The organism is Pseudoflavonifractor sp. BSD2780061688st1 E11, assembly GCF_005844125.1.
GTDB lineage: Bacteria > Bacillota > Clostridia > Lachnospirales > Lachnospiraceae > Sellimonas > Sellimonas catena.
This window is the reverse complement of record NZ_SPHM01000006.1, coordinates 44,070-68,714: the sequence shown is the minus strand read 5'-3', so window position 1 is coordinate 68,714 and position 24,645 is coordinate 44,070. Positions and strand designations below refer to the sequence as shown.

28 protein-coding genes, 2 pseudogenes and 1 other annotated feature are annotated in these 24,645 nt (G+C 43.9%); of the genes and pseudogenes, 2 read left to right on the top strand and 28 right to left on the bottom strand.

Going from position 1 to position 24,645, the window contains the following annotated elements:
- Positions 1–231: 231 nt before the first annotated feature.
- From FGQ85_RS04290 to FGQ85_RS04215, 17 genes and pseudogenes are all read right to left on the bottom strand, one after another.
- Positions 232–651: a hypothetical protein gene (locus FGQ85_RS04290; RefSeq protein ID WP_118635755.1), complete on the bottom strand. Its 420-nt coding sequence runs from the start codon at positions 649–651 to the stop codon at positions 232–234.
- Between the two features lie 213 nt (positions 652–864).
- Positions 865–1,656 (bottom strand): nitroreductase family protein, encoded by a 792-nt coding sequence (locus FGQ85_RS04285; RefSeq protein WP_138372765.1) that lies wholly within the window; start codon positions 1,654–1,656, stop codon positions 865–867.
- Positions 1,643–2,098, bottom strand: coding sequence for a YrvL family regulatory protein (locus FGQ85_RS04280; RefSeq protein ID WP_138372764.1), 456 nt, complete (start codon positions 2,096–2,098; stop codon positions 1,643–1,645). The genes FGQ85_RS04285 and FGQ85_RS04280 overlap by 14 nt, the downstream gene beginning before the upstream one ends.
- Positions 2,099–2,130: 32 nt before the next feature.
- Positions 2,131–2,601: an LURP-one-related family protein gene (locus tag FGQ85_RS04275; protein ID WP_087167413.1), complete on the bottom strand. Its 471-nt coding sequence runs from the start codon at positions 2,599–2,601 to the stop codon at positions 2,131–2,133.
- Positions 2,602–2,613: 12 nt separating this feature from the next.
- Positions 2,614–3,069 (bottom strand): GNAT family N-acetyltransferase, encoded by a 456-nt coding sequence (locus FGQ85_RS18735; protein WP_343284047.1) that lies wholly within the window; start codon positions 3,067–3,069, stop codon positions 2,614–2,616.
- A gap of 78 nt (positions 3,070–3,147) precedes the next feature.
- A pseudogene (locus FGQ85_RS18730) lies at positions 3,148–3,810 on the bottom strand (HAD family hydrolase); the annotation flags it as partial.
- 31 nt (positions 3,811–3,841) lie between these two features.
- Positions 3,842–5,233, bottom strand: coding sequence for an asparagine--tRNA ligase (gene asnS, locus FGQ85_RS04265; RefSeq protein WP_087167415.1), 1,392 nt, complete (start codon positions 5,231–5,233; stop codon positions 3,842–3,844).
- Positions 5,234–5,316: 83 nt separating this feature from the next.
- Entirely contained in the window at positions 5,317–6,390 is a 1,074-nt protein-coding gene (locus tag FGQ85_RS04260) for a type II CAAX endopeptidase family protein (protein WP_138372763.1), read from the bottom strand.
- A 125-nt stretch (positions 6,391–6,515) separates the two neighbouring features.
- Entirely contained in the window at positions 6,516–6,755 is a 240-nt protein-coding gene (locus FGQ85_RS04255; RefSeq protein WP_138372762.1) for a hypothetical protein, read from the bottom strand.
- Between the two features lie 16 nt (positions 6,756–6,771).
- A complete protein-coding gene (locus FGQ85_RS04250; RefSeq protein WP_138372761.1) occupies positions 6,772–7,374 on the bottom strand; it encodes a DNA-3-methyladenine glycosylase I in 603 nt (200 codons plus the stop codon).
- A 71-nt stretch (positions 7,375–7,445) separates the two neighbouring features.
- A complete protein-coding gene (locus tag FGQ85_RS04245) occupies positions 7,446–7,898 on the bottom strand; it encodes a GNAT family N-acetyltransferase (RefSeq protein WP_138372760.1) in 453 nt (150 codons plus the stop codon).
- Between the two features lie 18 nt (positions 7,899–7,916).
- Positions 7,917–8,732: a phosphate ABC transporter ATPase gene (locus FGQ85_RS04240; RefSeq protein WP_138372759.1), complete on the bottom strand. Its 816-nt coding sequence runs from the start codon at positions 8,730–8,732 to the stop codon at positions 7,917–7,919.
- 11 nt (positions 8,733–8,743) lie between these two features.
- The gene (locus FGQ85_RS04235) at positions 8,744–9,205 is read right to left on the bottom strand and encodes a GNAT family N-acetyltransferase (protein WP_087167420.1); all 462 of its coding nucleotides are present in this window, start codon (positions 9,203–9,205) and stop codon (positions 8,744–8,746) included.
- Positions 9,206–9,235: 30 nt separating this feature from the next.
- A complete protein-coding gene (locus tag FGQ85_RS04230; RefSeq protein ID WP_138372758.1) occupies positions 9,236–9,919 on the bottom strand; it encodes a 4Fe-4S double cluster binding domain-containing protein in 684 nt (227 codons plus the stop codon).
- Between the two features lie 27 nt (positions 9,920–9,946).
- Positions 9,947–10,588 carry an N-acetyltransferase gene (locus FGQ85_RS04225; RefSeq protein ID WP_347563045.1) on the bottom strand — a complete coding sequence of 214 codons (642 nt, stop codon included), beginning with the start codon at positions 10,586–10,588 and terminating at the stop codon, positions 9,947–9,949.
- Between the two features lie 16 nt (positions 10,589–10,604).
- Complete coding sequence (locus tag FGQ85_RS04220) at positions 10,605–11,138, bottom strand: putative ABC transporter permease (RefSeq protein ID WP_087167422.1); 534 nt, start codon at positions 11,136–11,138, stop codon at positions 10,605–10,607.
- 50 nt (positions 11,139–11,188) lie between these two features.
- Positions 11,189–11,377 carry a DUF6472 family protein gene (locus tag FGQ85_RS04215; protein ID WP_138372757.1) on the bottom strand — a complete coding sequence of 63 codons (189 nt, stop codon included), beginning with the start codon at positions 11,375–11,377 and terminating at the stop codon, positions 11,189–11,191.
- A gap of 165 nt (positions 11,378–11,542) precedes the next feature.
- Between FGQ85_RS04215 and FGQ85_RS04210 the strand changes: the two genes are divergently transcribed.
- Positions 11,543–11,995, top strand: coding sequence for a GNAT family N-acetyltransferase (locus FGQ85_RS04210; RefSeq protein WP_087167424.1), 453 nt, complete (start codon positions 11,543–11,545; stop codon positions 11,993–11,995).
- A gap of 63 nt (positions 11,996–12,058) precedes the next feature.
- On the opposite strand, the gene FGQ85_RS04205 is transcribed toward FGQ85_RS04210, so the two are convergent.
- From FGQ85_RS04205 to FGQ85_RS18290, 10 genes and pseudogenes are all read right to left on the bottom strand, one after another.
- Positions 12,059–13,162, bottom strand: a complete 1,104-nt coding sequence (locus FGQ85_RS04205) for a 5-methyltetrahydropteroyltriglutamate--homocysteine S-methyltransferase (protein WP_087167522.1) — start codon at positions 13,160–13,162, stop codon at positions 12,059–12,061.
- Between the two features lie 108 nt (positions 13,163–13,270).
- Positions 13,271–14,188: a LysR family transcriptional regulator gene (locus tag FGQ85_RS04200; protein ID WP_138372756.1), complete on the bottom strand. Its 918-nt coding sequence runs from the start codon at positions 14,186–14,188 to the stop codon at positions 13,271–13,273.
- A 123-nt stretch (positions 14,189–14,311) separates the two neighbouring features.
- A complete protein-coding gene (locus tag FGQ85_RS04195) occupies positions 14,312–14,902 on the bottom strand; it encodes a hypothetical protein (RefSeq protein WP_138372755.1) in 591 nt (196 codons plus the stop codon).
- Between the two features lie 209 nt (positions 14,903–15,111).
- A pseudogene (locus FGQ85_RS04190) lies at positions 15,112–15,774 on the bottom strand (aldo/keto reductase).
- A gap of 122 nt (positions 15,775–15,896) precedes the next feature.
- Positions 15,897–16,796: an NAD-dependent epimerase/dehydratase family protein gene (locus tag FGQ85_RS04185; RefSeq protein ID WP_138372754.1), complete on the bottom strand. Its 900-nt coding sequence runs from the start codon at positions 16,794–16,796 to the stop codon at positions 15,897–15,899.
- Between the two features lie 31 nt (positions 16,797–16,827).
- Positions 16,828–16,983 (bottom strand): hypothetical protein, encoded by a 156-nt coding sequence (locus tag FGQ85_RS19100; protein ID WP_330677587.1) that lies wholly within the window; start codon positions 16,981–16,983, stop codon positions 16,828–16,830.
- A gap of 273 nt (positions 16,984–17,256) precedes the next feature.
- Positions 17,257–18,147, bottom strand: a complete 891-nt coding sequence (gene pepI / locus FGQ85_RS04175) for a proline iminopeptidase (RefSeq protein WP_087167430.1) — start codon at positions 18,145–18,147, stop codon at positions 17,257–17,259.
- A gap of 278 nt (positions 18,148–18,425) precedes the next feature.
- Complete coding sequence (locus FGQ85_RS04170) at positions 18,426–19,076, bottom strand: sugar O-acetyltransferase (protein ID WP_087167431.1); 651 nt, start codon at positions 19,074–19,076, stop codon at positions 18,426–18,428.
- A gap of 251 nt (positions 19,077–19,327) precedes the next feature.
- The gene (gene leuS, locus FGQ85_RS04165) at positions 19,328–21,751 is read right to left on the bottom strand and encodes a leucine--tRNA ligase (RefSeq protein WP_138372753.1); all 2,424 of its coding nucleotides are present in this window, start codon (positions 21,749–21,751) and stop codon (positions 19,328–19,330) included.
- 122 nt (positions 21,752–21,873) lie between these two features.
- Positions 21,874–22,094, bottom strand: a binding site (T-box leader).
- Positions 22,071–22,223 (bottom strand): hypothetical protein, encoded by a 153-nt coding sequence (locus FGQ85_RS18290; RefSeq protein ID WP_158099245.1) that lies wholly within the window; start codon positions 22,221–22,223, stop codon positions 22,071–22,073. Its footprint overlaps the feature before it by 24 nt.
- Positions 22,224–22,343: 120 nt before the next feature.
- On the opposite strand from FGQ85_RS18290, the gene FGQ85_RS04160 reads away from it, so the two are divergent.
- The gene (locus FGQ85_RS04160; protein ID WP_087167434.1) at positions 22,344–22,766 is read left to right on the top strand and encodes a hypothetical protein; all 423 of its coding nucleotides are present in this window, start codon (positions 22,344–22,346) and stop codon (positions 22,764–22,766) included.
- Positions 22,767–22,876: 110 nt separating this feature from the next.
- Here FGQ85_RS04160 and FGQ85_RS04155 read toward each other — a convergent pair whose 3' ends face one another.
- A complete protein-coding gene (locus FGQ85_RS04155; RefSeq protein ID WP_138372752.1) occupies positions 22,877–24,556 on the bottom strand; it encodes a CvpA family protein in 1,680 nt (559 codons plus the stop codon).
- Positions 24,557–24,645 lie beyond the last annotated feature (89 nt).

Here is a 24,645-nt window from a genome sequence, read left to right as displayed (position 1 = left end):
GTTTCTCTCCTCTCTTTGATCTGACAGCAGTATTTTCTGAAAACAAAAAAGCATGAACTTCTCCCATCATACACTCCGGCTACTGTGCGGAATGTGTAAGGATAGTTCATGCCTGAAATTCAGTAACACGCTATCATATGCTGTTTTCTACTGTCAGTATATACTATGATTTAAGGCTGTGTCAATCATTTTCTAAAAATTCTATAAACTTTTCCTCGCTGTTCGTCCCTCCTACTGTGTTCTGATATGTGCAAGAAGCTCTTCTGTCAGCTGAATCGTGTCTTCCACTTCTTCACCCAGGCTCTGAAGCTTTGTCTGCACCAGATAATCTGTAATCGGGTTGTCAAATGCGAAATCCGCAAAGGTAAGAAATCCGCTGATTTCAGTCTGAAGTTTCGGTGATACTTCTACTTTCCGCAATGCTTTCTGAAAATCTGTCAGCCTGATTCTCGCCTGCTCGATCATTCCTTCTACCTCATTGATTCGGGAATGTTTCATATAGGTGCTGATCATGCTTCCCCCAAAAATGTCCAGAATTCCCCATTTTTTTGCACTGTTTAACTTTTCTCTGACTGTATACAGGCTTTCAAGCGCCTGTACTCCTGCTTCTTCTGCACACTTCAGATCCTCTCTCATCATTACTGCTTCCATCTCATTTTCCTCTCCTTCTGAATTTCATACCAAATAAAAAAGACTCCTATCATGACATCTGCCACAATAAAAGTCTTGCTATCTCATTTGCTACGGGTACCTCTCGATACCGGCTGACGATTACAAATCGACCTTCCGAAGAAGGTTTAAGCTACTCCCTTTCCATTGCTTGGAACGAATATAACACATTCAAATTTACTTGTCAATCCGATTTTACAAGATTTCGTATTCCGCTTCTTTTCTCGGCGCAGTTCTTCTGTAGGTTACCGCCGGATATCCGATCAGCATGTAGACTGCCACCGGCCTTCCCTCTTTGTCCAGAAAGTTTCTTACCTTTTCAGAGCACATCGTTGCCGCCTTCAGATAGCCATTATACAGCACGCCAAGGTCAAGCGCCTGAGCCATCATTTCGATATTCTGGGCTGCAAGTCCTGCGTCATCCAGGCGTTCTCCCATAATGTAAAGTACCGCCGGTGCGTTCCGGAAGAGAAATTCCTCCTTCGGATCCCGTGTTCTCCCTTTATAAAAGCTGTAAAGCAGCGCTGTCACCGGACTCTTTTCCCCTTTGTGCAGTTCCAGCTCCTCACCGATTCCTTCAAAGACCATCTCTTTGAATTCATCCAGCCTGTCCTGTACAATCACGAATTTCATTTTACGTTCATTCTTTGCCGTTGCCGTATGTGCCGCCACATCCAGAATCTTCCGGATTTTCTCTATTTCCACCGGCTGTTCTTTATAATTCCGGACACTTCTTCTGAATTTCACTGCATTTGCATATACTTCCGGATCCAGTTGGAAACGCTCTTTTTCATACGGAATCATCTCATCACTTTCATATTCCGTAATCTTCACCGCATCCATCGGACAGATCGCGGCACAGTGTCCGCAAAGAATACATTCCCGTTTTACTGCCGCCTTTCCGTCTTCCAGCTTCAGGGCATGTCCTACACAGTCCTGAACACATTTTCCACATCCAATACATTTTTCTTTCTCAATTTTTACCATGCTTATTCTCCTTTATCTCATTTCCGGGCGAATCCTCATCTTTTCTGTCCAGCCAGACAGTAATTGCAGACGAAAGTGCGGACACAACCAGAATTCCTGCCGCCTCCGCACGGACGCTGTCCATAAACAGGTCTGCACCCGCCAGCGTCATCATCTCAAACAGCATATCCAACACATACCACAGAAAGAATCTTCCGGATTTTCGGATCCATCCAAGGCTCATCATCGCTTTTGGAAGTGCTTTTGCCAGAATCTCCAAAGGTGCATCTGCTACAACTGCCACCAGAAAAAACAGAAAAACACTTTTCATAGAGTTATAGTGGAATCCGAATAGCTTCATAATAAAACCGCCGATCACGGCTTCCAGAAAAACGACCGGAAGCGCCACTGCCAGAAACAATGCCGCTCCGATCAAAATCGATACAATTTTTGACTTTTTCATAGGATTTCGTATTTCTCAGTTTCCCTCTCTGCTTAATTAGATGCACAGTTTGCCGCGTCAATCGCAAGCACCAGCATCAGTGCCATAATTTCATCTGCAGAATCTGCAATGTCAATCACATAAGTATCTCCCCAGTGGAAAATCTCTTTGGAAATATGCATCACCAGAACACCGCCTGCAAAGGCATCGTATTCCCAGCCCATCATGTTTCCCTCGACCTGCCATCCTTTATAATCCACCATATATTTAGGACGGAGCAACGTCAGTTTCTTTGCAACAGTACCATAAAACTGTCCTCCTGCATAGATTTCAAAGGTCGGGAGGAGATGCAGCAGTTTCTCCTGAACCATACCGATCTCATTTTGAGTGGCATCATAAACTCTGAGCCGGTGTCCAATCGAGAAAAAATCTCCTTTCACAAAATAACGGACATTCCCGTATTCATCATAAATATCATAGGTATCCGTCCATGAAAATACTCTTTGTTTGATTAACAGTTTCATCCCTTTTCTCCTCTACTGTCTTCTTTTTCGCATTACATAATTAGTCAGCAAAATCCCCTGTTTTTCCACCTTCTGGGCACGGATCATCTCATAGCCTCTGGCCTCAAAAAATGGCCGGGCCGTAATCGAAGCATGGGTCTCAAACTCTTCTGCTTCCGATCCTCCTTCCAGAGCATCGCAGATCGCCGCAGCAATCCCATGCCTCTGAAACTCCTTGTGCACATACAGACGGTCCAGATATCCGGTCTCGTCCATATCTCCAAAGCCGGCAATTCTGCCGTCCTGTTCCGCAACTATCGTCCGATGCAGAAAAAAGGATTGGTTCCATGTATAAAGATCACGCTCTTTCGGAGCCCACACATCCAGCTGTTCCTTTGTATAATCAGCCGCATTGACCGTATGTACTGTATCATAGAAAAGCTGTGCCAGCGCTTTGGCATCTTCCTCCCGGTAAGGGCGAAGCCGCAGGGCTTTCTTTTTCTTACCGGAAAGCAGCATTTCCTTAACCCGGCTCTGATTCATTTCTTCCAGTACAAAGTCCGCATCCGGTGTCTCCTCTTTTGGGGAAATATTAGACCGGATATAAAACGTGTCGATGCCGGCATCTTTTGCGCCTTGGATATCGCAGATCCCGTCATTTCCAATCATGACAGCCTCTTCTCTTTTGATCTTTTCCTTTTCGAGGAGGAGCTCAAAAAAGCGTCGGTCCGGCTTTTTGACTCCATAGGAGGAAGAAATATAAATCCCGTCAAAATACCGGAAAATATCAAGTGCCTTCATCTCATACGCTGTGAATATCCTCTGAGCATTGGACAATAGATAGAGGAACCCTCCGGAGGCTTTTAAAGCCTCCAGAAGTTCCCGTGTCCCATCATAAAGCCGGATATACTCTGTCGTAAGAACCCGGAAAAACTGACCGGCATACACCGCAGTCTCTTTTAGGACGTCTGCCCCTTTCCGGCGGAATAATTCCAGAAAGACGTCCTCGATCTGAAGCTCTGGAAAGCTTTCATGGCTGTCGTGGCGCAATGCCTCTTTTTCCGCTTCCAAGGTCAACTCCCGGTATGTTTGCCGAAGTTCTTCAGCCGTATAATATGCTCCATAATACCCGTAAAATAGAGCCATTTTTTCCCACACTTCTATTTTAGTCTCATCCGTATGAATGTCAACCAATGTTCCGTATAAGTCAAAAATATAAGTCTGATACATTATTCTTCCCTCTTTATCATCTGTTTTGCTGTTAGAACAGATTTCCCACTGTTCTTGGGAACAACAGGGTATCCCGGATGTTGGATACTCCCGTCACATACATCAGCATCCGGTCAAATCCAAGGCCGAATCCGCTGTGCGGTACACTTCCGTATTTTCTTGTATCCAGATATGCCTGATATTCTTCCAGCGGCATTCCGCGCTTTTCCATCGCAGCAACAAGTTTTCCCATATCCGCTTCCCTCTCGCTGCATCCGATGATCTCTCCGATCCCCGGAACGAGCAGATCCGTTGCGGCAACTGTTTTCCCGTCCGGATTCTGTTTCATATAAAAGGCTTTGATATCAGCCGGATAGTCTACTACAAACACCGGCTTCTTTAAATATTCTTCCGTCAGGTATTTCTCATGCTCGGTCTGAAGGTCGCATCCCCATTCCACCGGATACTGGAATTCTTTTCCCGATTTCTGCAGAATTTCCACCGCCTCCGTGTAGGTCATCCGCCCAAAATCACTTTCAAGCACAAGGTTCAGCTTCTCGATCAGCCCTTTATCCACCCACTGGTTGAAAAACTGAATTTCATCCGGGCAGTGCTCCATAACATCCCTGATAATCGATTTAATAAAGTCTTCGCCAATCTCGATAATATCATCGATATCAGCAAAACAGACTTCCGGCTCCACCTGCCAGAATTCCGCCGCATGACGTGTCGTATTGCTGTGCTCCGCGCGGAAAGTCGGACCAAACGTATAAATTCTTCCAAGACCCATGGCCGCCATTTCGCCTTCAAGCTGTGCGGAAACCGTCAGTCCTGCCTTCGTTCCGAAAAAGTCGTCTTTAAAATAGCTTTCTTCATCCAGATAGGCGCTTCCGTTTTCTGCCCTCGCATCCCACGGCTGTGTGGTAACACGGAACATTTCCCCTGCTCCTTCACAGTCGCTTCCCGTAATAATCGGAGTATGAACATATTTATATCCGTTTTTATGAAAATAGTCGTGAACCGCATAGGACAGCTGATCACGAACCGCAAATAATGCCTCAAAATATCTCGTGCGCACACGAAGGTGCGGAATCGTCCTCAAAAACTCTACCGTGTGACGCTTTTTCTGAAGAGGAAAATCAGACGGGCAATTACCAAGCACCTCAATCGTCTGAATCTGAATTTCATAACCGTTGCGCTCGGATCTGACAAAAGAACCGACTGCCTTTAACGCTGCTCCCACATTGAACGCATTTTTATTTACTTCCACTTCATTCTTGTCAATCACCAACTGGATATTATTCAGACAAGTACCATCGTTCAATTCAATAAAGGAAACGCTTTTGGAATTTCTGGCAGTTCTCACCCACCCGCAGACTGTAACCGAAGTATCAACATAGCTTTCGGCGTCTGTCAATAGTTTTTTGATGTCAATATGCTTCATCTTTTTCACCCTCTTTTCTTGTTTTGTGTGTAAATGTAGATATTATATACACACTTTTTTGAAAAGTCAAGGTGCCTTTTTAATTATTTAGAATTCTCCTGTTCCAGCTCATTCTGAGAAAACTCTGGTAGATTCCGTGGCAAGAGGAAATCATCGATGGTCTCTTTCTCCCGGAATACCTTTGAATGTATAAACAGACCATATACCAGGAAAAGTGCAATCGTACTAACAACTTCTTCAGTCATTGAATTCGATGAAGAAGTTGCTGAAGTGGACGAAAAAAGTTTATATATCACTTGATTATTAAGAAAATGAATTGCTGTGCAAATCCATATATTTTGGGTTTTTAGATAAACATATCCTAAAAATATACCAATCAAAACACAGAACAAGATTTGATCAACGATATCAAATATAGGTGTTGATGAATGATAGCGAAATAAAATCATAGGAAGATGCCAGATCCCCCATATTACTCCTGTCAAAATGATTCCTTTTTTCATGCCAAACTGTTTTTGCATCTGTGGTTGAAGGAACCCACGCCAACCATATTCTTCTCCAAAAAACGGAAGAAAGGCAAAAAAGAAGTTAATAGCCATTATAGGAAGGGCCGAAGGCAGATGACTGTATATTTCCATAAAAATCCGAAATGCCTGGCGGTTTCCGGTAAAATAATCGAAAACAGTTTGAATCAAACAGACACCTGCCTGAAGGAGTAGAAATAAAAACAAATAAAAGAATATTGTTTTAACATTTGATTTGCAACACAAACCGTAAGCATTTTTTACCTCAGTTGATTCCAGGAAAAGAGCAAGATAAAAGATTAGCATGCCAAGATAAAACAGAATACTCAACACAGATTTGATTAAAAAAAACGGGAATGGCAGACACTCCAAAACAGTACCTGCAATCAGCAGGATATCCATAGCAAAGACAGCTTTGCATACATACTTAGGAAATCGGGAACTTTTATGTGGCGAAATCCAAAATACTAAAAATGTCACAGTAGCTGGAATCATCATTTGAAGTTCACCTAATAAGGAGGTCGTCTTGCGGAAGTACAATGCAAATCCCATACTAACTCCATTAAGCGTGGTAATGACGGTCAGCAGTAATAAAAACAAAGAAATATTTTTTCGCTTAGAGACAATTTTCATATAATTGCCCTCCCAATGAAAATATTACTACAAATAATATATCATGCAAAATAGAATATACAATACAAATCAAGAATAATTAATTGTGGTCTAAAATAATATTTTAAAGTTTAGTCATACTATCCTCAGTCTTTGAAAAAACACGAAAAATAGTATCCATCTTCTGAAAAACATACTTCTTCGCCTTTTGATGCATAGTATTCCTGAATACATTTTACCGCATTCTCTCTTGCTTCCTCTGTCAGACAGCATTCTCCCGGCGGAATGACGCAGGCGGTCTCCTCATTTTTATACCCCACATGAAATCGTGTACCGCTCTCTTCCAATATACCATTTAACAAAACAATATCCTGATACTTGATCATTTTATCCGCCCCGTTTCTATTGCTCTTTATCTCTTCTTTTATATACTGCATCCGACATTTCTAACAATTCCTGATACCGGAAACACGTTTCCTTGTGGTCATTGATGATGCCGCATGCCTGCAGATGGGAGTAAACGGTCACCGAACCCATATATTTTAATCCCCGCTTTTTCAGATCTTTACTGATCCTGTCAGATAAGCCGTTTCTGGCTGGAACCTCTCCTTTCTGATGCCCGGTATACAGATATGTTTTCCCTTTTGTGAAACTCCAGATATAATCAGAAAAAGTGCCGAACTCTCCCCTGATCTTCTGAAAGCATTTGGCATTATGGATCACCGCCTCGATCTTTCTCCGGGAGCGTATCATACCTTCGGTTCCCATAATCCTTTCAATATCTGCCTCTCCGTATTCTGCCACTTTATCAAAATCAAAGGAATCAAAGCAGGCACGGAAAATTTCCCGCTTCTGAATCATCATATTCCAGTTCAGTCCGCACTGCATGACTTCCATCATCAAAAACTCAAACTGCTTCTGGTCATCCCGGAGCGGGACACCCCATTCTTCATCGTGATACTTCATCATTTTCTCATTGCACATACACCAGCCGCAACGCTCCATGCCATTCACCTCTCATTCAATTTGTCTCTCTACACCTTTACGATGTTTATACATTTATAGGCTACATAAACTCAAATCACGTCTGTTTTGATGATAGAAAAGCCATTTTTCAAATACATTTTGACTGCTCCCTGATTCCAGTCTGCAACCCGGAGAACGATTGGAGAAACGTGATTACTTTGCAGGTAAGAAATTGCAAATTGCAATAGCGCCTCCCCATATCCCATCCTTTGAAAGCTTTTTTCCACGATTAAATCATCAATTTCATTATCATATATGGCAACCGAACCGATGAATCTGTTATCAATTTCAAGAACATAAATTTTTTCTTTTTTGAGTTGCAGTTCTTCCTTACTGTTGCAGCAATCTACCGGAAATATCTGTAATGCTTTTCTCATATCCCGGAAACATTCATTATAAATCCTCTTATACTCATGATAAACAGCGTCCGAATAATTTTTCACAGGCAGATCTGACACAATCACTCCGCCATGATATTCCATCGTATGCACTACAATTTTCACGTTCTTTCTCCTAGTGTTTTATCGATCTAAAGATTCTATTTTCTGATACACCTTTTCTGACCAGTCCCAGATGTCTTTGCAATCATTTTCTAAATAAATGACCCTGCCCGCTAAATTATCCGGTACTTCCTGCTCAATATCTTGTTCCCATTCAGCCGGAACAATCACAGCCAAACACCAGTCTTTCAAACTAAGTTCATCTCTTATTTTCAGAGGAAGAACACCGTCAAAAACTACATTCGGATGACGAATCAGATCCTCATATCGAAAATAAAACCGGACTCCCGGCGTAAAGTCCCTGCTTAAATCCTGCTCTGTCGGAAATCTGTCAAGCTTTCTTTCCATTACCAGTCTGTCTCCCGCCTGACAGTTTCCCCATGTGAACATGATATATTCAAAATAGTCTGCCGGGTCATTGGCTGCATTTCTTTTTTCCGCCATCAGTTCATTTACTGTTAAGTTTCTTGCACGTAAAGCGGAAAGAAGACGACCTGATTTTAAAATTTTTAATGCATTTTCCAGAGAGGTGGTATGACATACAAACTTTGTACAGCATCCTTTTCTGTACCGGCATGCTGTACACTCGGTAATTTTCTCCGGAACTGGAACACGCTGAAATTTTTCTTTTTCTAAAATACTATTCTCTATTGTTTGTAAAAGTTGTTTATCTTCACAAATCAGCTGACATTTTCTTCCATACATGCTTTCATAATCGATGAACTCAATAATTGTCCTGATTTCCCAGTCAGAAACCTGAGGATAATTGGAAAGCTTTTTATATAGTACACCATCCCAAACTTCTGTATAATCATACTTTCCTATTTTAATGATCATAGTCTTGCTTCCTATCTCTCTCGATGTACATACATCCTCGTCATCTCTTCTTCTCCGTCTCCCTGCACCATACAGTAGAATTCCCATCCATACCGTTCATAAAAGGAGTCATGGTCTGTGATGAGATAGAGCGTATCGATACCTTTTTCTTTCATGTCCCGGCAGACAGTCTCCAGCATCTTTCCTGCAATCCCGCGGCATCGAAATTCTTCTTCCACGTATACCGCGCAGACATTTGGCGTCAGATCTTTTCTATCATGGAAATCATTTTCAATCACTCCGATTCCACCGATGATCTGTTCTTCTTTTACAGCCAGATACCACTGCGGCACCGGATTTTCACTGTTCAGACTTTCTTCTATGCTTTCCAGATATGCATCCACCGGAACATTCCATTTTTCATGAAACCACTGTGCTGCTTTCTGCTTCCACTGCGGTTTTTCTCTTAAATTCATGATATGGTACTCACACATCGTTTTTCTCTCCCATGTTTCACTTTACTTCTATTGTTTTTTCAGATAGTTTTGCGTGTATGCACAAACGGCAAAGCATTTCCCGCACAGATCTGTATCAATTCCGGTGCTGGCGTACATGATCTCTTTCTGCTTCTGATAGCATCGATTGACATCAACGATCTCTTCCCGCTCCATTCCTGCACTCCAGAGATTCCCTTTCAGTGCTCCTGCCGGGCACTGCTGTACGCAGAGTGAACACCCGCCGCATCTGGATTTCTCCATCGGCTGTGCACATTCTAAAGGCGCATCCGTCAAAAGGGAGGAAATCCGGATAGCTGAACCATATTCCGGCGTCACCAGCAGGCAGTTCTTCCCGATCCATCCAAGCCCCGCCCGGACGGCCACTGTTTTATGCGGAATCTCAGAACAGTTTTCTTCATCTACTTTTACCCGGTCTGTTGTCTGCGCCCAGGCATGATACCCCTGTTCTTTCAGAAATGTTTCCCCCGCTGTTACAATCGTATTTAATTTCGCATTTAAGCTTCCATACAGCTCATAATATTCTTTTGTCGGAGCTGTTTTTAAATCCTCAATGACATGCTTCGGGATGGGAACCGCAACTGAAATCCCTTCCGGAAAACGGCACAACTGAACCGGGCGCATATCCCCGATTCCGACCAGCGCTGCTCCCTGTTCATAAAGCACCTGTTTCACCTGTTCTGTGATATTCATAGCTCTCACCTTCCTGTGCCGGATCAGTTAGTTTATGGTAGAATTACTGATTATATAAAATGCCTCCTGGCTTGGCTGAACTTTTTTCTCTTTCGGCTCAAACATCTGATCAAACTCTTCGATTTTATCCATATCGATTTCAAAAGCCGGACTTTCTCTGTAGTACCATGTTCTTCCATCCAGCACTCCCGGTTTTAACTCTTTTACCATCATTCCGGTCGGAAATATCCCGCCTTCCAGACAGACAGAAAACCGTTTACAGCTCTTAAATCCACGAGATACGTAATTATTCGGATCTCCCATAATGACAATTACATCATAGCCCATTTTTTCCGCAATCTCAAAGGAAGCTTCCAGAAGCTGTTTCCCGATTCCTTTTCTCTGGTACTCAGGAAGGACACTGAGCGGGCCGAATGTCAGCACTTTCTTTTCCTCGCCCGATTCATCTGTCAGCCTTGCAATCGTATACATGACATTTGCCACGATCCTGCCGTCCAGCTCGGCAACCAGATCCAGTTCCGGCACAAAGTCCTCATGAGCTCTGAGTTCATGTGCTACATAATGTTCCGAACATCCCGGAACATACACATTCCAGAATGCTTTCCGGATCAGATTTTCCACCTCTTTATAGTCCTGTTTTTCCTCTTTTCTGATTTTCAACATTTCCATCGTTTTCACCTCGAACTTATTGTAAAATCAATGCCGCAACATCGATGATAAACAGCACTGCCAGAACTCCGGTCAGCACAGAAAATGCCTTCTCCGGAATTTTCTTTGTCAGCCTGACAAACAGCGGCTGCAGCACATACAGAAAAATCATTCCTCCAATACCAAAACGGATACTTGGATTCAGCGCGATCCGCCCCTGAAAGTTAAAGGCAAACCGGGTATAATCCCACATCCAGCCGCCGGAAGTAAATTCCATAATATAACTTCCGATCAATTCTACCACCGTGGTAATCACAACAATTCCCACAAATACCAGAAGCGGCGTCACCAGAATCTTCCCCAGATAAATCTTCTTTTTCTGAAGACCTCCCAGTGTAAAAATCAAAATCAGTGCTCCGAAGCCGTAGATCACACAATACGGGCCAAACAGCACTCCTCTGTTGGAGAAGCCCCAGCGGTACACAACGACTTCCAAAAACACCTCATAAATCCATCCAATCATAGAATAAAGCATAAAATAGAAAAAATATTCCTGTACTTTTCTTTTCATAACCGTCCCCTTTCGTTTTCTCCTTTTGTCATCTTTTACGGTCTCTTTCTTTACATCTGCTTTCGCACAACCCGGTATTCATCCCCGTTCCGATAATACGGACAGGCATAATGCGGCTCCATACGCAGCCGGACATAATCGTCTTCATCCATCGCGGCATCACAGACATATTCGTCATACTCTTCATCATAAATATAGTAAGCACAGCTGCTACAGCTCTGTGCAGATTGATTTCCCATTGACGTTCCCTCCTCTTCTCTGTCATTTCTGCTATCAGTGTATCATATCAGGGCTTTTAAGAAAAGCAAGGAAACATTCCGTTTCTCATTTTCTTCCATATCTCTTTCTTTTTTCTCTGACTCCTTGTAAAATAGAAAAAAACAGGCGGAGATCAGGAGGGAACAATGGAAATCAAAGAATATTTCAGCACAAAATATCAGGCACACTGGCTTGAGGAAATCAGGCAAAGCGACTGGAGCGCAGGTCAGTTTCTCTATGAACTGTTGAGCAAGAATGAGATCCATGAATTCTGCGGTAATCATGTGAGACTTTTTCTTCTGACAGAAGGCAAAAAGCTGGTCTCATTCTGCACCTTATCAGACATCGATGACATCAAAAATACAGACCTTGGTCCCTGGATCGGATTTGTCTATACCTTCCCGCAGTACAGAGGCCACCGGTATATGGGACTTCTTCTGGATCATGCGTGCAGGACTGCAAAAGAGGACGGCGCAGGAGAAGTGTTCATCGCTACCGGAGAAACCGGGCTGTATGAAACATACGGATATTCCTTTTATCAGATGATGGAAAATGCTGTCGGTGTCATGTCCAGAGTCTACCGAAAAGATCTGTCATGAGAAACAATCTTCATGCATAAAAAAACAGAGCCTGTCCCAAAACAGACCCTGTTTTTTCTTTTTTTACCCCCATACTTCTTCCGCGATCTCTTTTACAAGCGCAAGTTTTGCCCACTGTTCTTCCTCAGTCAGCTTATTCCCGATCTCGCAGGAAGCGAATCCACACTGCGGGCTTAAATACAGCCGGTCAAGGGGAATGTATTTTGCCGCCTCATAAATCCGTTTTTTCACTTCTTCTTTCTCTTCCAGAACCGGTGACTTTGTTGTAATCAGTCCAAGTACTACCTTTTTCTCTCCGGTCACTTCCGCAAGCGGTGCAAAGCTTCCGGAACGCTCATCGTCATATTCCAGATAGAATGCGTCTACCTGTTCTTCTCCGAACAGCGGTTTTGCAATCGGATCGTAAGCTCCACTGCTGAAGTATGCGGAATGATAATTCCCCCTGCAGACATGTGTTGTAATCACCAGATCCTCCGGCTGATTCTGGATGGCCAGATTGTTGACTTTTACAAATTTCTCTGCACTTTCCTGGATTTCTTCCCTGCTTCCGGCAAATCCTTCCGCCACAAGAAGTCCCCAGGTACAGTCGTCAAGCTGAAGATTCCGGCATCCCGCATCATACAGATCCCTGATCACTTTCCGGTAACCTTCTGCGATATCCTCCATCAGTTCCTCGTCCGTCTTATAAACCTTTCTTGTCTGTTCCAGATTTCCCGGAATCAGCATCTGGGCAAAAAACTGGGCCGGTGCCGGAATCGTCTGTTTTGCCACGGTATGCTCATCTTCCAGCGCTTTGACAAACCGGAAATGCTCTACAAACGGATGTGTGCCCACCCGGATTTTTCCGGTCAGCCAGGTATCATCGAGCATTGCATCTTCTCCCTGAAAAGCGATGCCCTGTTCTGTCTTTTTATGAGCCACTCCCTCAAATCCCCACATAAAGTCCAGATGCCATGTGGATCGGCGGAATTCTCCATCTGTAATCACATGATATCCTGCCTCTTTCTGCTTCTTTACCAGATCCCGGATCGCCTCATCCTCCACAGCCTTTAATTCCTCTGCTGTAATTTTTCCTTCTTCCAGTGCTTTCCTTGCCTCCTTTAATTTTTCCGGGCGTAAAAAGCTTCCTACATAATCATATCGAAACGGTGCATGTTGTTTTGCCATGATGTCTTCCTCCATTCTTTTCCTGTCAGTTTTCTGATGGGTTTCAGTATACCGCTTCTCCATCCATTTGAAAAATACAAAAAAACAGCGTTCCGCCATAGCGTAAAACTATGACAGACGCTGTATGTGTGGAATATGCTGTTTTAAAGCTTCCATATATGCTTTCCCGTAACGGCTCAGCGGCATGTTTTTCTGCGTGATGGTGCCGATCCGCATCTTCTCATCCACATCCAGAGGCCGTGCAATGATATTTTCCCCGTTCAGCTCTTTACTGATCACTCCGGAACTGACCGTATATCCGTTAAGTCCGATCACCAGATTAAACAATGTTGCCCGGTCCCGGACTTTGATGTTTTTCCTGCGGTCCAGCGTGCTTAAAATCTCTTCCGAAAAATAGAAGGAATTGTATTCTCCCTGCTCAAAGGAAAGATACGGATAGTCCGCCAGATCGTCAAGCGTTACCATCTCCTCCCCTGCCAGCGGGTGCTCTGCTGACAGAAACACATGGGGTTTTGCCACAAATAGTTCACGGAATACCAGTCCGTTCATCCGGATCATCTTCTGAATGATTTCTTCATTTTTGGAGGAAGTATAGAGGATTCCGATCTCACTTTTCAGCCGGCTGACATCCTCGATAATCTCGTAGGTCTGGGTTTCTCTCAGCGTAAAATCGTACTTTTTCCCGCCAAATTCACGTATCACATCCACAAAGGCGTTGACCGCGAAAGAATAATGCTGACAGGAGACGGAAAATCTGGAACGCCGTTCTTTCTTGTTCAAAAAGCGCTCTTCCAGAAGGCTGGTCTGCTCCAGAACCTGTCTTGCATATGCGAGAAATTCATCACCCTCATTGGAAATCGTCACGCCCTTGTTGGTGCGGTGAAAAATCGTGATCTGCATCTCCTTTTCCAGTTCCCGGATGGCATTGGTGAGACTTGGCTGCGAAACAAAAAGCTGCCTTGCCGCCTCTGTAATATTTCCTGTCTCCGCCACGGTCACAATATATCTTAACTGCTGTAATGTCATCTTCCGTTACCTGCTTTCTGTCCGGGTACATTTCCCTGATTAAAAGGGCAGCGTCAATCGCTGCCCCTGGCTTAAAAGTATATAGGAAAGATAAGATTTTGTCAATTTGCCTTCTCTGGATTCTTACTTCCAGATCCAGCACAATCCGTTATAAAAATATTCCATCGCATACTCCCCGTTATGAGTGCCGCCTTCCTGTTCGAGGAAATAAAGGTTGCCCTCCCCTTCATTGTCCGTATAACGGAATGTTCCGCTGTTTTCGCCTGCCATTGCCTCAATCTGGTTTTTGAAAGAGGAATAGGCAAAATCATCCGTACCGGATGCCGCAAAAATAAAGAAATCATCCCAGTCATGTCCAGAATCCTGTACCATCGACGCCATAACTTCTCCATCGTTCGTAAGGCTTCCGCTGGACGGCATGAAGTAGCGGAAATAATCCAGACAGTACTCAAATGTCCTCCATGTTGCTACAGATCCCATGGAGAATCCACAGAATGCCCGGTGGTCTCTCGATGCCCGCAGCCCTTCCGGCGAAGTTTCCTCCGCATAGGTGCTGTAAGTCCCCTCGACAGCCGGAATCAGATCGTTAACCAGCTCATTGTGATAATTCTCGGTCAGCTGAAGTGCCAGAGAATAATCGGCACTGTCCTCTTCACTTTCATTATTGTAAGTCGGGCAGACCACAATCATCGGCTCGATTTTCCCGTCTGCCATGGCATTGTCCAGCACATTTTTAAATCATTCGGCCGGTCCGGCGTTCCCAGATAGGTCGTCTCGTTGCTCCATCCACCGTATCGCTTTGTTCCTGCTCACATCCTGCCAGAAGCATCAGCGCTGCCAGAAGTCCGACCAGTACTTTGCTCTTTTTTATCGCAATTTCAGCCTCCTGCCTCTTTTTGATTCACTATTTTTGTTCTCAAAAATCAATCGTGAATCTTATAGTTTGCAAGCAGCATCTCTGCAATTCCAGGTGCTTCCGGATCGTGTTTTCCCTTTCTGGTATCCATTGCACGGATTGCGTTCATCTCTTCTTCTGTCAGTTCAAAATCAAAAAGATCGATATTTCCCGCAATTCGTTCCGGATTTGTGGACCTCGGAAGAATAATCAGACCTTCCTGAAGTTCAAAACGAAGAACAATCTGTCCGGCATTTTTGCCGTATTTTTCTGCAATCTTTGTCACTGCCGGATGAGAAAGCATTGCAGTATTTCCACTTCCCAACGGCTGATATGCTTCAATTTTCACATCATGTTCTGCAAGTAATGCTTTTAATTCTTTCTGCTGGAAAAACGGGTTGCATTCCACCTGATTAACTGCCGGAATGGTGGATGCCTGCGGCAGGAATTCTTTCCAGATCTTTGGAGTCATGTTGCTTACGCCGATGGATTTCAGGACACCATCTTCCTTTGCTTCCTCAAGAGCCTTCTATACTCCTGCCACGTCTCCGTACGGCTGGTGCAGAAGATACAGGTCAATATAGTCCATACCCAGTTTTTCCAGAGAAGTCTCCAATCCTTTCTTTGCTGCTTCATATCCATAATCCTGAAGCCAGAGCTTGCTTGTGATAAAAATTTCTTCTCTCGGAATTCCGCTGTCCCTTACTGCCTTTTATGCTGAGATCAATCTGTTGCTTTCGATTTTATTATAAATCCCGGATCTCCACATCAGAAGTATCTTTTGGTTTGGCAGTATATACCGAAAGGTTTCTTCTATTTCAGATACATGTCAATGTAATCAAAAAACGGCTTCTTCTCCACCTGATCCTGATTCTGTCTGTACCACGCAAAGGCTTCCGAAAGTCCTTCCTCCAATGGTTCTGTATCCGGCATGAGTGCACACTGTCTGGTCACATCCAGCTGGTATTCATACTCACAGAAACTGAAATAATTTCTCTGTTCAACCGCTTCCTGAACATTTACAAATTCCGCTGTCTTCCCCGCAGCACGGTAACAGAGCCCGGCCCAGTCCCGGACAGAAATCATTTCCGGATTTCCCACATTAAAAATATGCTGTTCCGGTTTTCTCTCCAGTAGAATATCCAGAAATCTGCACAGATCCTGAATGTGGAAAAACTGCAGTTTCAGACTGCCGTCTCCCGGCAGATAAAACGGCCGGTCTGCCATCGCACAGTCAAATACAAAGGCTTCCCGGTAGATATCATTCATCGGCCCGTATAAGTACGGCGGCCTTATAATAAATGCATCCGGATCTCTCTTTTGCAGCACTGCTTCTGCTTCGATCTTGTCTGTACCGTATTTTCTCCAGTATGTATTCTCAGCAAGCGGCGTTTCTTCCGCAAACGGCTGCGGGAGATTGTCCGGATAAACTGCGCTGGAACTGATGAAAACATAATTTTCATAACTTCCAAGCGCATCCAGAAGCAGCTCCACTTCTTTTGCCGTATAGCCTGTATCAATCACAACATCAAAATGAAGATCACGAAGACGATCCCCCAGATGATACCGGTCCGCCTCGATCAGCCGCACGCCGTCAGACTGTTTCTTCGTGTTTCTGTTCAGTACACTGACATCATATCCTTTCCCAACATAGTACTCTGCAATGTATCTGCTTACAAATGCGGTTCCCCCTGTTACAAGTACTTTTTTCATACATCCTCCATTTTTCTTATGTAAAGCCGGGTTAAATCCGGCTGCAAAATTCTATAATTTCCTCTTTCCTTTTCTTCGCATCCTCTTTACATTCTACGGAGCATAGTCCAAGGCTTCCGCAGCACTCAATTTCCAGATGTCCATAGAAGTGTTCGAGTGTTTTAATAATCCGTTCGCATTCCTTCATATTTGGTCCCGTTCTTAATACAACAGCATAGCCTTTTTTTCCCCCCCCGGACAGACGCATGAGGTTCGTGTGTATTACACCATGGCGTACATCTGTCGATAAAGACTTTAAACTGCCCCGGAACATCCGCCCAGTAGGAAGGTGATTATTTTTACTATCCTATCACAGGCATGTTCTGGACACAAGAGTATTATTTATAAGACAAGGGCACCGCCCTGTCACTTTTCAGATGATAGAGCAGCGCCCTTTATTTACTTCATACATTCAAGCAGATTAGTCGTACTGATTCATCCATTTGATGAGTTCTACGCAGTAATCATCATGTCTGTCAACAAAACATGTATGTCTTGCACGTTCCCAAAGGATCCATTTAGAATTCGGGATTCTGTCTGCCATGGTCTTAGCTACAAGTGGAGAACAAAGATCTGAAATACCACTGCAGATCAGAGAAGGAATCTTGATCTGGTCAAGTTTGTCAATGTATTCAAAGTCTTTCAGTGTTCCTGTAGGTGCGAATTCGTTTGGTCCCCATCCTTCAACATAAGACTCAGAACCTGATTTTTTCGGTCTTGTACAACACTCCGGAGCATCTTCTCCAATCCAGTAGTTGCAATATCTATCCATGTATTCTGCAACTGCAGCATCGTAAGCTTCTCCTGTGAAATCACCTGTTTCAAGAGCATGGTTAATTGCATCCTGCATATCCTGCGGCATCATTTTGATACGGCGAAGACCTTCTCTTTCCCAAAGAGAACTGCTTGGATGGCCGCTTGAAATGATGAAACTCTTAACACCCTTCGGATCATAGTCAACTGCATATGCGATCTGCATCATTCCGCCCCAGGACTGTCCAATGATGTGGCATACATCTAAGTCAAGGTGTTTTCTCAAAGCTTCCAGCTCGTCTAACCATACTTTCTGGTTCCACAGTTCCGGATGTCCGTCCAGATAAGAATTTCCGCATCCGATCTGGTCATACATAACGATCATACGATCATCATCGTCTGCAACATTGTCCAGTACTTCGAAATAGTTATGAGTAGACCCCGGTCCTCCGTGAAGACAAATCAATGGTGCCTTTCCATTATCTTTTCTTTCCCCAACAATTCTGTAATAAGTCTGATAACCTAAGTACGGCATGTAGCCTTCTGTAATTTTTGCCATGATTATCCCCTTTCTGACATTTTTTTCACTATCTTTAAGTATAATACATTTTGCGAAAAAATGAACCCTTTTTTGTAATTTTTTTGAATTTTGTTAATATTATCCAAAATCATATCCCTGTACCATACAAGATAACCGAATATGAATTGGTATATTTATAGGTGATTTCTATAAAGCAAATATCTTTTTCTGCTTTATGCTGCCCTGATAGATATTTTTTTGTCAAGTGAAACATTAAGACTGCCTGATTATTTTTCACTCAATAGAACCACCTCTGATCAGATTATACAGTTCAAATTGTACGAAAAATGCTCTCTATCTTCCGGAAGAATCAACTCCTTCTTGCTGTCCTTTTCTGTAATTGGCCTTACCGGTCTGCACGGATTACCAAATGCAAGATAATTATCCGGAATATCTTTTGTCACAACACTGCCTGCGCCAATCACGACATTATTTCCTATATGCACGCCCCCAATTACAACCGTATTACATGCAATCCAGACATTATTACCGATATGAATTTCGTCCGCATATTCTGCCATCGTTGTCTTTCCATCTTCGTCCAGCCCCATCCTCTCCTGAGCAATAAGAGGATGAGAAGTTGCCATCAAAGAAACATTCGGGCCAAAACAGACATTGTCACCAATGAAAATTTTTCCATCATCCATAACCGTCAGATTAAAATTAGCAAAGAAATTTTCCCCGATAAAAGTATGACATCCATAATTAAACTGCACAGGGCCCTGAAAATAAAACACATTTCCCACTTTTCCCAGAATATCGCGAATCACTTCATTTCTGTCGGAATCAAACTCGTCCATCATATTATATTTCTGACATGCAGCATGAGCTTTGTGCTTGATATCCTTCAGCTCCTGTTTTCTTGGATCAAACATTTTCCCCGCAAAAATTTTCTCTTCCTCTTTCATATACCTTCCTCATTTCTGTTTTACTAATTCTTATATTAGCAGAAAGTCCTCCAAACTTCTACAATATTACATCCGCTGATTTTCTCTCCTACAATTCCTGTCTTTGATGTAAGATTCCTTAACCGCTTCTCTCGTCTCCCGGTCTCAACGTTTTAAATGGCCGGTAAAGAATTTCGGCATTTTCTCTCATATTCCGTCAAGCGAGAGAAGAGCCAGGCCCCTGTCTGCAAGGGTTCCTGGCTCTTTCCTGCTTATTTCATTACAATATTGATGATTCTTCCCGGTACATAGATTTCTTTTACGATATTTCCGGTCAGTTTTTCTTTAATTGCTTCCTTGCCGGCAGCAATCGCTTCGTCTTTGCCTGCTTCTGCGGAGATTGTTACAACAGCTCTTGTCTTGCCGTTGATCTGTACAGCCACTTCGATTTCATCGTCTTTCATAGCTTCTTCATCGTAGGTCGGCCATCCCGCATGGAATACGCTTCCTTCGTGTCCCAGCTGCTCCCAGAGTTCTTCACCCATGTGCGGTGCGAACGGTGCAAGCAGTACTGCGATCGTGGAAAGTGTCTCTTTATCAATTCCGCCTTCTTTCTTGGCAAGATCGATAAACTTGTTGTTGTATTCCATGAATCCGGAAATTACCGTATTCAGGCTGAAGCTTTCCAGACGTGTTGTAATATCGTATACCATCTTGTTTCGGAGTTTGATCATTTCCTTGGATGGTGTTACGTCTTTGTCTTTGTTGTCCATTACAAGATTCCAGAGCTTGTTCAGGAAACGGTATACCCCGTCGATTCCTCTGTCATCCCACTCCGCATCCAGTTCCGGCGGTCCAACGAAGAGTTCATACATTCTCAGAGAGTCGCATCCGTAATCTCTTACAAGATCGTCCGGAGATACGACATTTCCTTTGGACTTACTCATCTTGATTCCGTTCTTTCCGGTAATCATACCCTGATTGAAGAGCTTGATAAACGGCTCATCAAAATCGATCACGCCGATATCGCACAGGAACTTCGTGTAGAAACGGGAATACAGAAGGTGAAGTACCGCATGTTCCACACCTCCGATATACATATCAACCGGAAGCATCGCGTCCGCTTTTTCTCTGGAAACCAGTTCTTTATCATTATGCGGATCTACGTAACGCAGGAAATACCAGGAGGAACCTGCCCACTGAGGCATGGTGTTGGTCTCTCTCTTGGCCGGCTTTCCACAGACCGGACAGGTTGTGTTAACCCAGGAATCAATCGCAGCAAGCGGAGATTCTCCTGTTCCTGTCGGCTCGTAGGACTCTACATCCGGCAGCGTCAGTGGAAGCTGATCCTCCGGCACCGGTACAGCGCCGCAGTCCGGGCAGTGTACAATCGGGATCGGTTCTCCCCAGTATCTCTGGCGGGAGAATACCCAGTCACGCAGTTTGTAGTTGACGGTCTTTCTTCCGATACCGCGCTCTTCGATCATCACCGGAGCTTCCTTTTTCAGAACAGCGGATTCCATGCCGTTCCATTCTCCGGAATTGATCATGGTTCCGGATGCCTCTGTGTAGGCTTCTGTCATATTTTCAATTTCTTTTCCGTCTTTGGCGATAACCTGAATGATCGGAATGTTGAATTTTGTTGCAAATGCAAAGTCACGGTCATCATGTGCCGGTACGCACATGATTGCTCCGGTACCGTAGTCAGCCAGTACATAATCAGACAGCCAGATCGGCACCTTTGCTCCGTTGATCGGATTGACCGCGTAGCTTCCTGTGAAAACTCCGGTTTTTTCCTTATCCTGAAGGCGGTCAACATTAGACTTCATGGAAGCGTCGTAGATATATTTCTCCACTGCTTCTCTTGTCTCATCGGTTGCAAGTTCTTTTGCAAGAGCATGCTCCGGAGCCAGTACCATAAAGGTTGCGCCGTAAAGTGTATCCGGTCTTGTTGTGTAGACAGTGATCTTTTCATCTCTTCCATCCACCGGGAACTCTACCTCGGCACCGTAGGATTTACCGATCCAGTCTGTCTGCATCTTCTTAACCTTCTCCGGCCAGTCCAGTTTGTCCAGGTCGTTCAGAAGTCTCTCTGCATATTTGGTAATCTTGAGCATCCACTGACGGAGGTTCTTCTTTGTTACTTCCGTACCGCAGCGCTCACATTTTCCATTGACAACTTCCTCGTTTGCAAGTCCGGTCTTACAGGACGGGCACCAGTTGATCGGGAACTCCTTCTCGTAAGCAAGGCCGGCCTTAAACATCTTTACAAAAATCCACTGGGTCCATTTGTAGAAGTTCGGGTCTGTCGTGTTGACCTCTCTGTCCCAGTCGTAAAGAGCCGCGATCTCATTGATCTGTCTCTTGATATTCTTTACATTTTCCGCTGTGGACTTTGCCGGATGAACGCCCATTTTGATCGCGTAGTTTTCTGCCGGAAGTCCGAATGCATCCCATCCCATCGGATGAATGATATAGTATCCCTGAAGCAGTTTGTAACGGCTCCATACATCGGAGATGACATATCCTCTCCAGTGTCCGACATGCAGACCGTTTCCTGACGGATACGGGAACATATCGAGGCAGTAATATTTCTCATGTTTTCCTCTCTCATCTTCCTGTACATTCACCGGATGCTCTTCCCAGTGTGCACGCCACTTTTTCTCGATTGCCTTGTGATTATAAGGTGTCGGCATCTTTGATTTCCTCCTCACATAATATAGTAACCATTTTATGCTTTCTTTTATACCCGCAAAAGCTTCCTGATAAATCCATTGGATTATCTATAGAATAAAAAAACTTCCGTCTCTGAACATATCCAAGAGACGAAAGCCATGAAAGCCCACGCGGTACCACTCTTCTTCGCCCGTCCGCAGACCGGCGCACTCTCATCTGTAACGGGAATACCCGCTTCCGGCTACTAGAGTTCACCAGAAGAACTCCGAGGCGAGTTGGGAGTGTCTGTCCTGCTGCCTCGCACCATACGGCAGCTCTCTGAAAAAACATCGGCTCTTACTATTCCTCATCTGACGTTTTTCTCTGTACTTTTTTATACCTGTTCATTTTACTCATATCATCTCCCTTTGTCAAGATTTCCACCTTTTTTCCTATAATTTTTCCATATTTGATTTTTTCTGGATTTATTGGAATGTTTTTCGTTATTTTCATTCTTTTCGAGTTTCTTTTGTGGAATTTGACAAAAAAGGATTGTTTAAAATCCCTGATAGGTGTATAATAATCACAAGTCATTTCAGTACGAAAAATATATAGCTAAAGGAGATAATGCATATGGTTAATTTATTGACAGGCCCGAAAGGGAGCGGAAAAACACAGCAGATGATTGAACTTGCCAACAAAGCGGCAAAGGAGTCCGACGGACACGTATTCTTTATCAAAAAAAGCCACCGCGATACATACAGCTTATCTTTTGATATCCGTGCGATCTGCATGGATGACTATGAAGCGATCGACAATATTGATGCCTATCTTGGATTTATTTATGGCATGACAAGTGCAGATCACGATATTAAGGCGATTTTTATCGACGCTATTTTGAAACATGCACATATCTCTCTTGATGATATCCCGGAATTTGTTGAAAAGCTGAAGAAAATTTCAAAAGAGTGTGATCTTGATTTTTATGTAAGCATCAGTGCAGGAAAAGATGATCTCCATCTTGTAGACGCTGAGGGCTGTACTTATCTGAACTGATAATGCCGGCTGACGAACTGCTGCCACAAAGAGTCCTTACCTGATCAGACAGCAGTTCGTTTTTTAAAACAAGGAGACGGTCGATATCCCGTCTCCTTGTTTTATTGCTTTTATTCTTCCTGCAAAGCAGTCCCGATATTATTGTCTGTTTCTTCGGTCTCCTCTTCAATCGGATTCTTTTCTTCACCGTTGAGGGAAAGTACCACATTGGTCTTTTCACCCTCCCGGTATTCCATCGTCACTTCCTGTCCAACATCATATTTGATGATATCAATAAAATCAACGACCGAAACATCAAAGATCTCATCCGAACCTTCTACCATCACGTAGAAGTGGGAATCTCCTTCCACAACGCCCTGAGCGATTCTGGTAATCGTACCGGTAATGGTTTTTGTTTCTTTTGCTGCGGCACTGTCATCTGTCTCGATCCCGTTCTCCCTCATCAGTTCAAGATAGTTTTCCTCGCACTTGCTGACGGTGTCCCCGATCGCCACGACCTGATATTTCTGAACATTGACCATGGCATATTTTTTCACAAGGCCCGCGTCATCTTTGAGCGCGATGAAGTATGTCGGCTCACCGGAAATATTCAAAAGCAGCGGAAATGTCGCCGTATAATGGAGATTCTGTACCTGGCCTTCCGCCGAGGACATGGCAGAATTCTCCGTCGCTCCTTCCACTTCATAGAACTTCGTCTCCATCGTCCTTTGATTCATCAGGACAAATCCAACGTTGGACTGGTCTTCATTGACCGATGTCACTCCGGTATATACCCAGACATCGTCATCAATGGCCAGATAGTTATATCCGTCTGTTGTCTTCAGGCAGTCTTTCTGGCTCAGAATACTGTTAAAGAATCCATGTTTGAGCGTTCCGTAATAGTCGTAGAGCTGGATCAGAAGATCCGGATCATAAGCGTGGTCAATCCACTCCGGCACTTCATCGATGGCATAGTCTGTCGTCTCTCCGGTAATCGCGTTGCAAAGCACAACCCGTCCTACCGTCTCGCCTCCAAACAACCCGATATTGAATTTCTTCACCGGAGCAACCCAGTACGGCACACCTTCATCATCAATCTCAAAACTCAGTTCTCCGAAAATATAGGTCGGATACCGGAAACGGAGATGTCTGTGGATATTCCGGTTAAAATATTCGCTGGTGGAATATTTCATTCCTTCATCGAGCATAACGAGTTCTGTAGACTGTGTTGTCATATCGATCCGGATATAGGCCGGAATTCCTTCAGACTGATTCGTAAACCACTTGATTACATTCGCATAGCGAAGCGGCGATACCCGGACCGGCTTGTCCTGATAGTTGATCTGGCTGTAGAGCTCATCCACTTCAAACTGGGACACCATGTCCACCATGCTTCCCATCTTTCTGTTTCCAAGAAGGGTTGCAGACTCCCGGTCCAGAAGCGGAATCTGGTCAAAGGAAAGTTCCTTGATATCTGTCTGAAAATCCCCTTCCTCCACAGTCAGGAGCTTCTGATACTTTTTCGCGTTGATGATCGGTGAAGAAAGGAGTGTTCCTCCAAGATAAATAACACCGATCAGCACGAAAAGACCGATCAGACCTTTTGCGATCCCGGACTGTTTGATCTCCTCTTTTCGGAACAGTTTTTTCTTTCCAATGTAGATAACCGCAAGAGCCGCAATCACCACAAGCAGGAAAGTCCAGAATCCCGCAGCATGGATATTGATAGCCGGAAGCTTCACATAGTAATAAATACCGGCAAGCAGAATCAGGCCAATTACAGTCAGAACTTTCATTTTTGTCTTTTTCATAGCTTCTCCTCTTCTTTATTTCATTGACTGGTTATGGTAAGCAATTATAACACTCTTTTCTTACGAAAACAAGGGTCCGGCCATACGCT

Bases quoted from the DNA above. Each gene is read 5' to 3' on its own strand.
- FGQ85_RS04230 (WP_138372758.1), bottom strand. From the start codon at position 9,919: ATGAATATCACAGAACAGGTGAAACAGGTGCTTTATGAACAGGGAGCA.
- FGQ85_RS04225 (WP_347563045.1), bottom strand. From the start codon at position 10,588: ATGGAAATGTTGAAAATCAGAAAAGAGGAAAAACAGGACTATAAAGAG.
- FGQ85_RS04290 (WP_118635755.1), bottom strand. From the start codon at position 651: ATGGAAGCAGTAATGATGAGAGAGGATCTGAAGTGTGCAGAAGAAGCA.
- FGQ85_RS04195 (WP_138372755.1), bottom strand. From the start codon at position 14,902: ATGGCAGACGGGAAAATCGAGCCGATGATTGTGGTCTGCCCGACTTAC.
- pepI (WP_087167430.1), bottom strand. From the start codon at position 18,147: ATGGCAAAAATTACAGAAGGCTACATGCCGTACTTAGGTTATCAGACT.
- FGQ85_RS18290 (WP_158099245.1), bottom strand. From the start codon at position 22,223: ATGAAAATAACGAAAAACATTCCAATAAATCCAGAAAAAATCAAATAT.
- FGQ85_RS04285 (WP_138372765.1), bottom strand. From the start codon at position 1,656: ATGGTAAAAATTGAGAAAGAAAAATGTATTGGATGTGGAAAATGTGTT.
- FGQ85_RS04280 (WP_138372764.1), bottom strand. From the start codon at position 2,098: ATGAAAAAGTCAAAAATTGTATCGATTTTGATCGGAGCGGCATTGTTT.
- FGQ85_RS04155 (WP_138372752.1), bottom strand. From the start codon at position 24,556: ATGAAAAAGACAAAAATGAAAGTTCTGACTGTAATTGGCCTGATTCTG.
- FGQ85_RS04275 (WP_087167413.1), bottom strand. From the start codon at position 2,601: ATGAAACTGTTAATCAAACAAAGAGTATTTTCATGGACGGATACCTAT.
- FGQ85_RS04250 (WP_138372761.1), bottom strand. From the start codon at position 7,374: ATGGAGCGTTGCGGCTGGTGTATGTGCAATGAGAAAATGATGAAGTAT.
- FGQ85_RS04170 (WP_087167431.1), bottom strand. From the start codon at position 19,076: ATGAAAGAGGAAGAGAAAATTTTTGCGGGGAAAATGTTTGATCCAAGA.
- FGQ85_RS04185 (WP_138372754.1), bottom strand. From the start codon at position 16,796: ATGAAAAAAGTACTTGTAACAGGGGGAACCGCATTTGTAAGCAGATAC.
- FGQ85_RS04255 (WP_138372762.1), bottom strand. From the start codon at position 6,755: ATGATCAAGTATCAGGATATTGTTTTGTTAAATGGTATATTGGAAGAG.
- FGQ85_RS04220 (WP_087167422.1), bottom strand. From the start codon at position 11,138: ATGAAAAGAAAAGTACAGGAATATTTTTTCTATTTTATGCTTTATTCT.
- FGQ85_RS04235 (WP_087167420.1), bottom strand. From the start codon at position 9,205: ATGTGTGAGTACCATATCATGAATTTAAGAGAAAAACCGCAGTGGAAG.
- FGQ85_RS04205 (WP_087167522.1), bottom strand. From the start codon at position 13,162: ATGGCAAAACAACATGCACCGTTTCGATATGATTATGTAGGAAGCTTT.
- FGQ85_RS04240 (WP_138372759.1), bottom strand. From the start codon at position 8,732: ATGATCATTAAAATAGGAAAGTATGATTATACAGAAGTTTGGGATGGT.
- FGQ85_RS04215 (WP_138372757.1), bottom strand. From the start codon at position 11,377: ATGGGAAATCAATCTGCACAGAGCTGTAGCAGCTGTGCTTACTATATT.
- leuS (WP_138372753.1), bottom strand. From the start codon at position 21,751: ATGCCGACACCTTATAATCACAAGGCAATCGAGAAAAAGTGGCGTGCA.
- FGQ85_RS04210 (WP_087167424.1), top strand. From the start codon at position 11,543: ATGGAAATCAAAGAATATTTCAGCACAAAATATCAGGCACACTGGCTT.
- FGQ85_RS19100 (WP_330677587.1), bottom strand. From the start codon at position 16,983: ATGAAGGAATGCGAACGGATTATTAAAACACTCGAACACTTCTATGGA.
- asnS (WP_087167415.1), bottom strand. From the start codon at position 5,233: ATGAAGCATATTGACATCAAAAAACTATTGACAGACGCCGAAAGCTAT.
- FGQ85_RS04260 (WP_138372763.1), bottom strand. From the start codon at position 6,390: ATGAAAATTGTCTCTAAGCGAAAAAATATTTCTTTGTTTTTATTACTG.
- FGQ85_RS04160 (WP_087167434.1), top strand. From the start codon at position 22,344: ATGGTTAATTTATTGACAGGCCCGAAAGGGAGCGGAAAAACACAGCAG.
- FGQ85_RS04200 (WP_138372756.1), bottom strand. From the start codon at position 14,188: ATGACATTACAGCAGTTAAGATATATTGTGACCGTGGCGGAGACAGGA.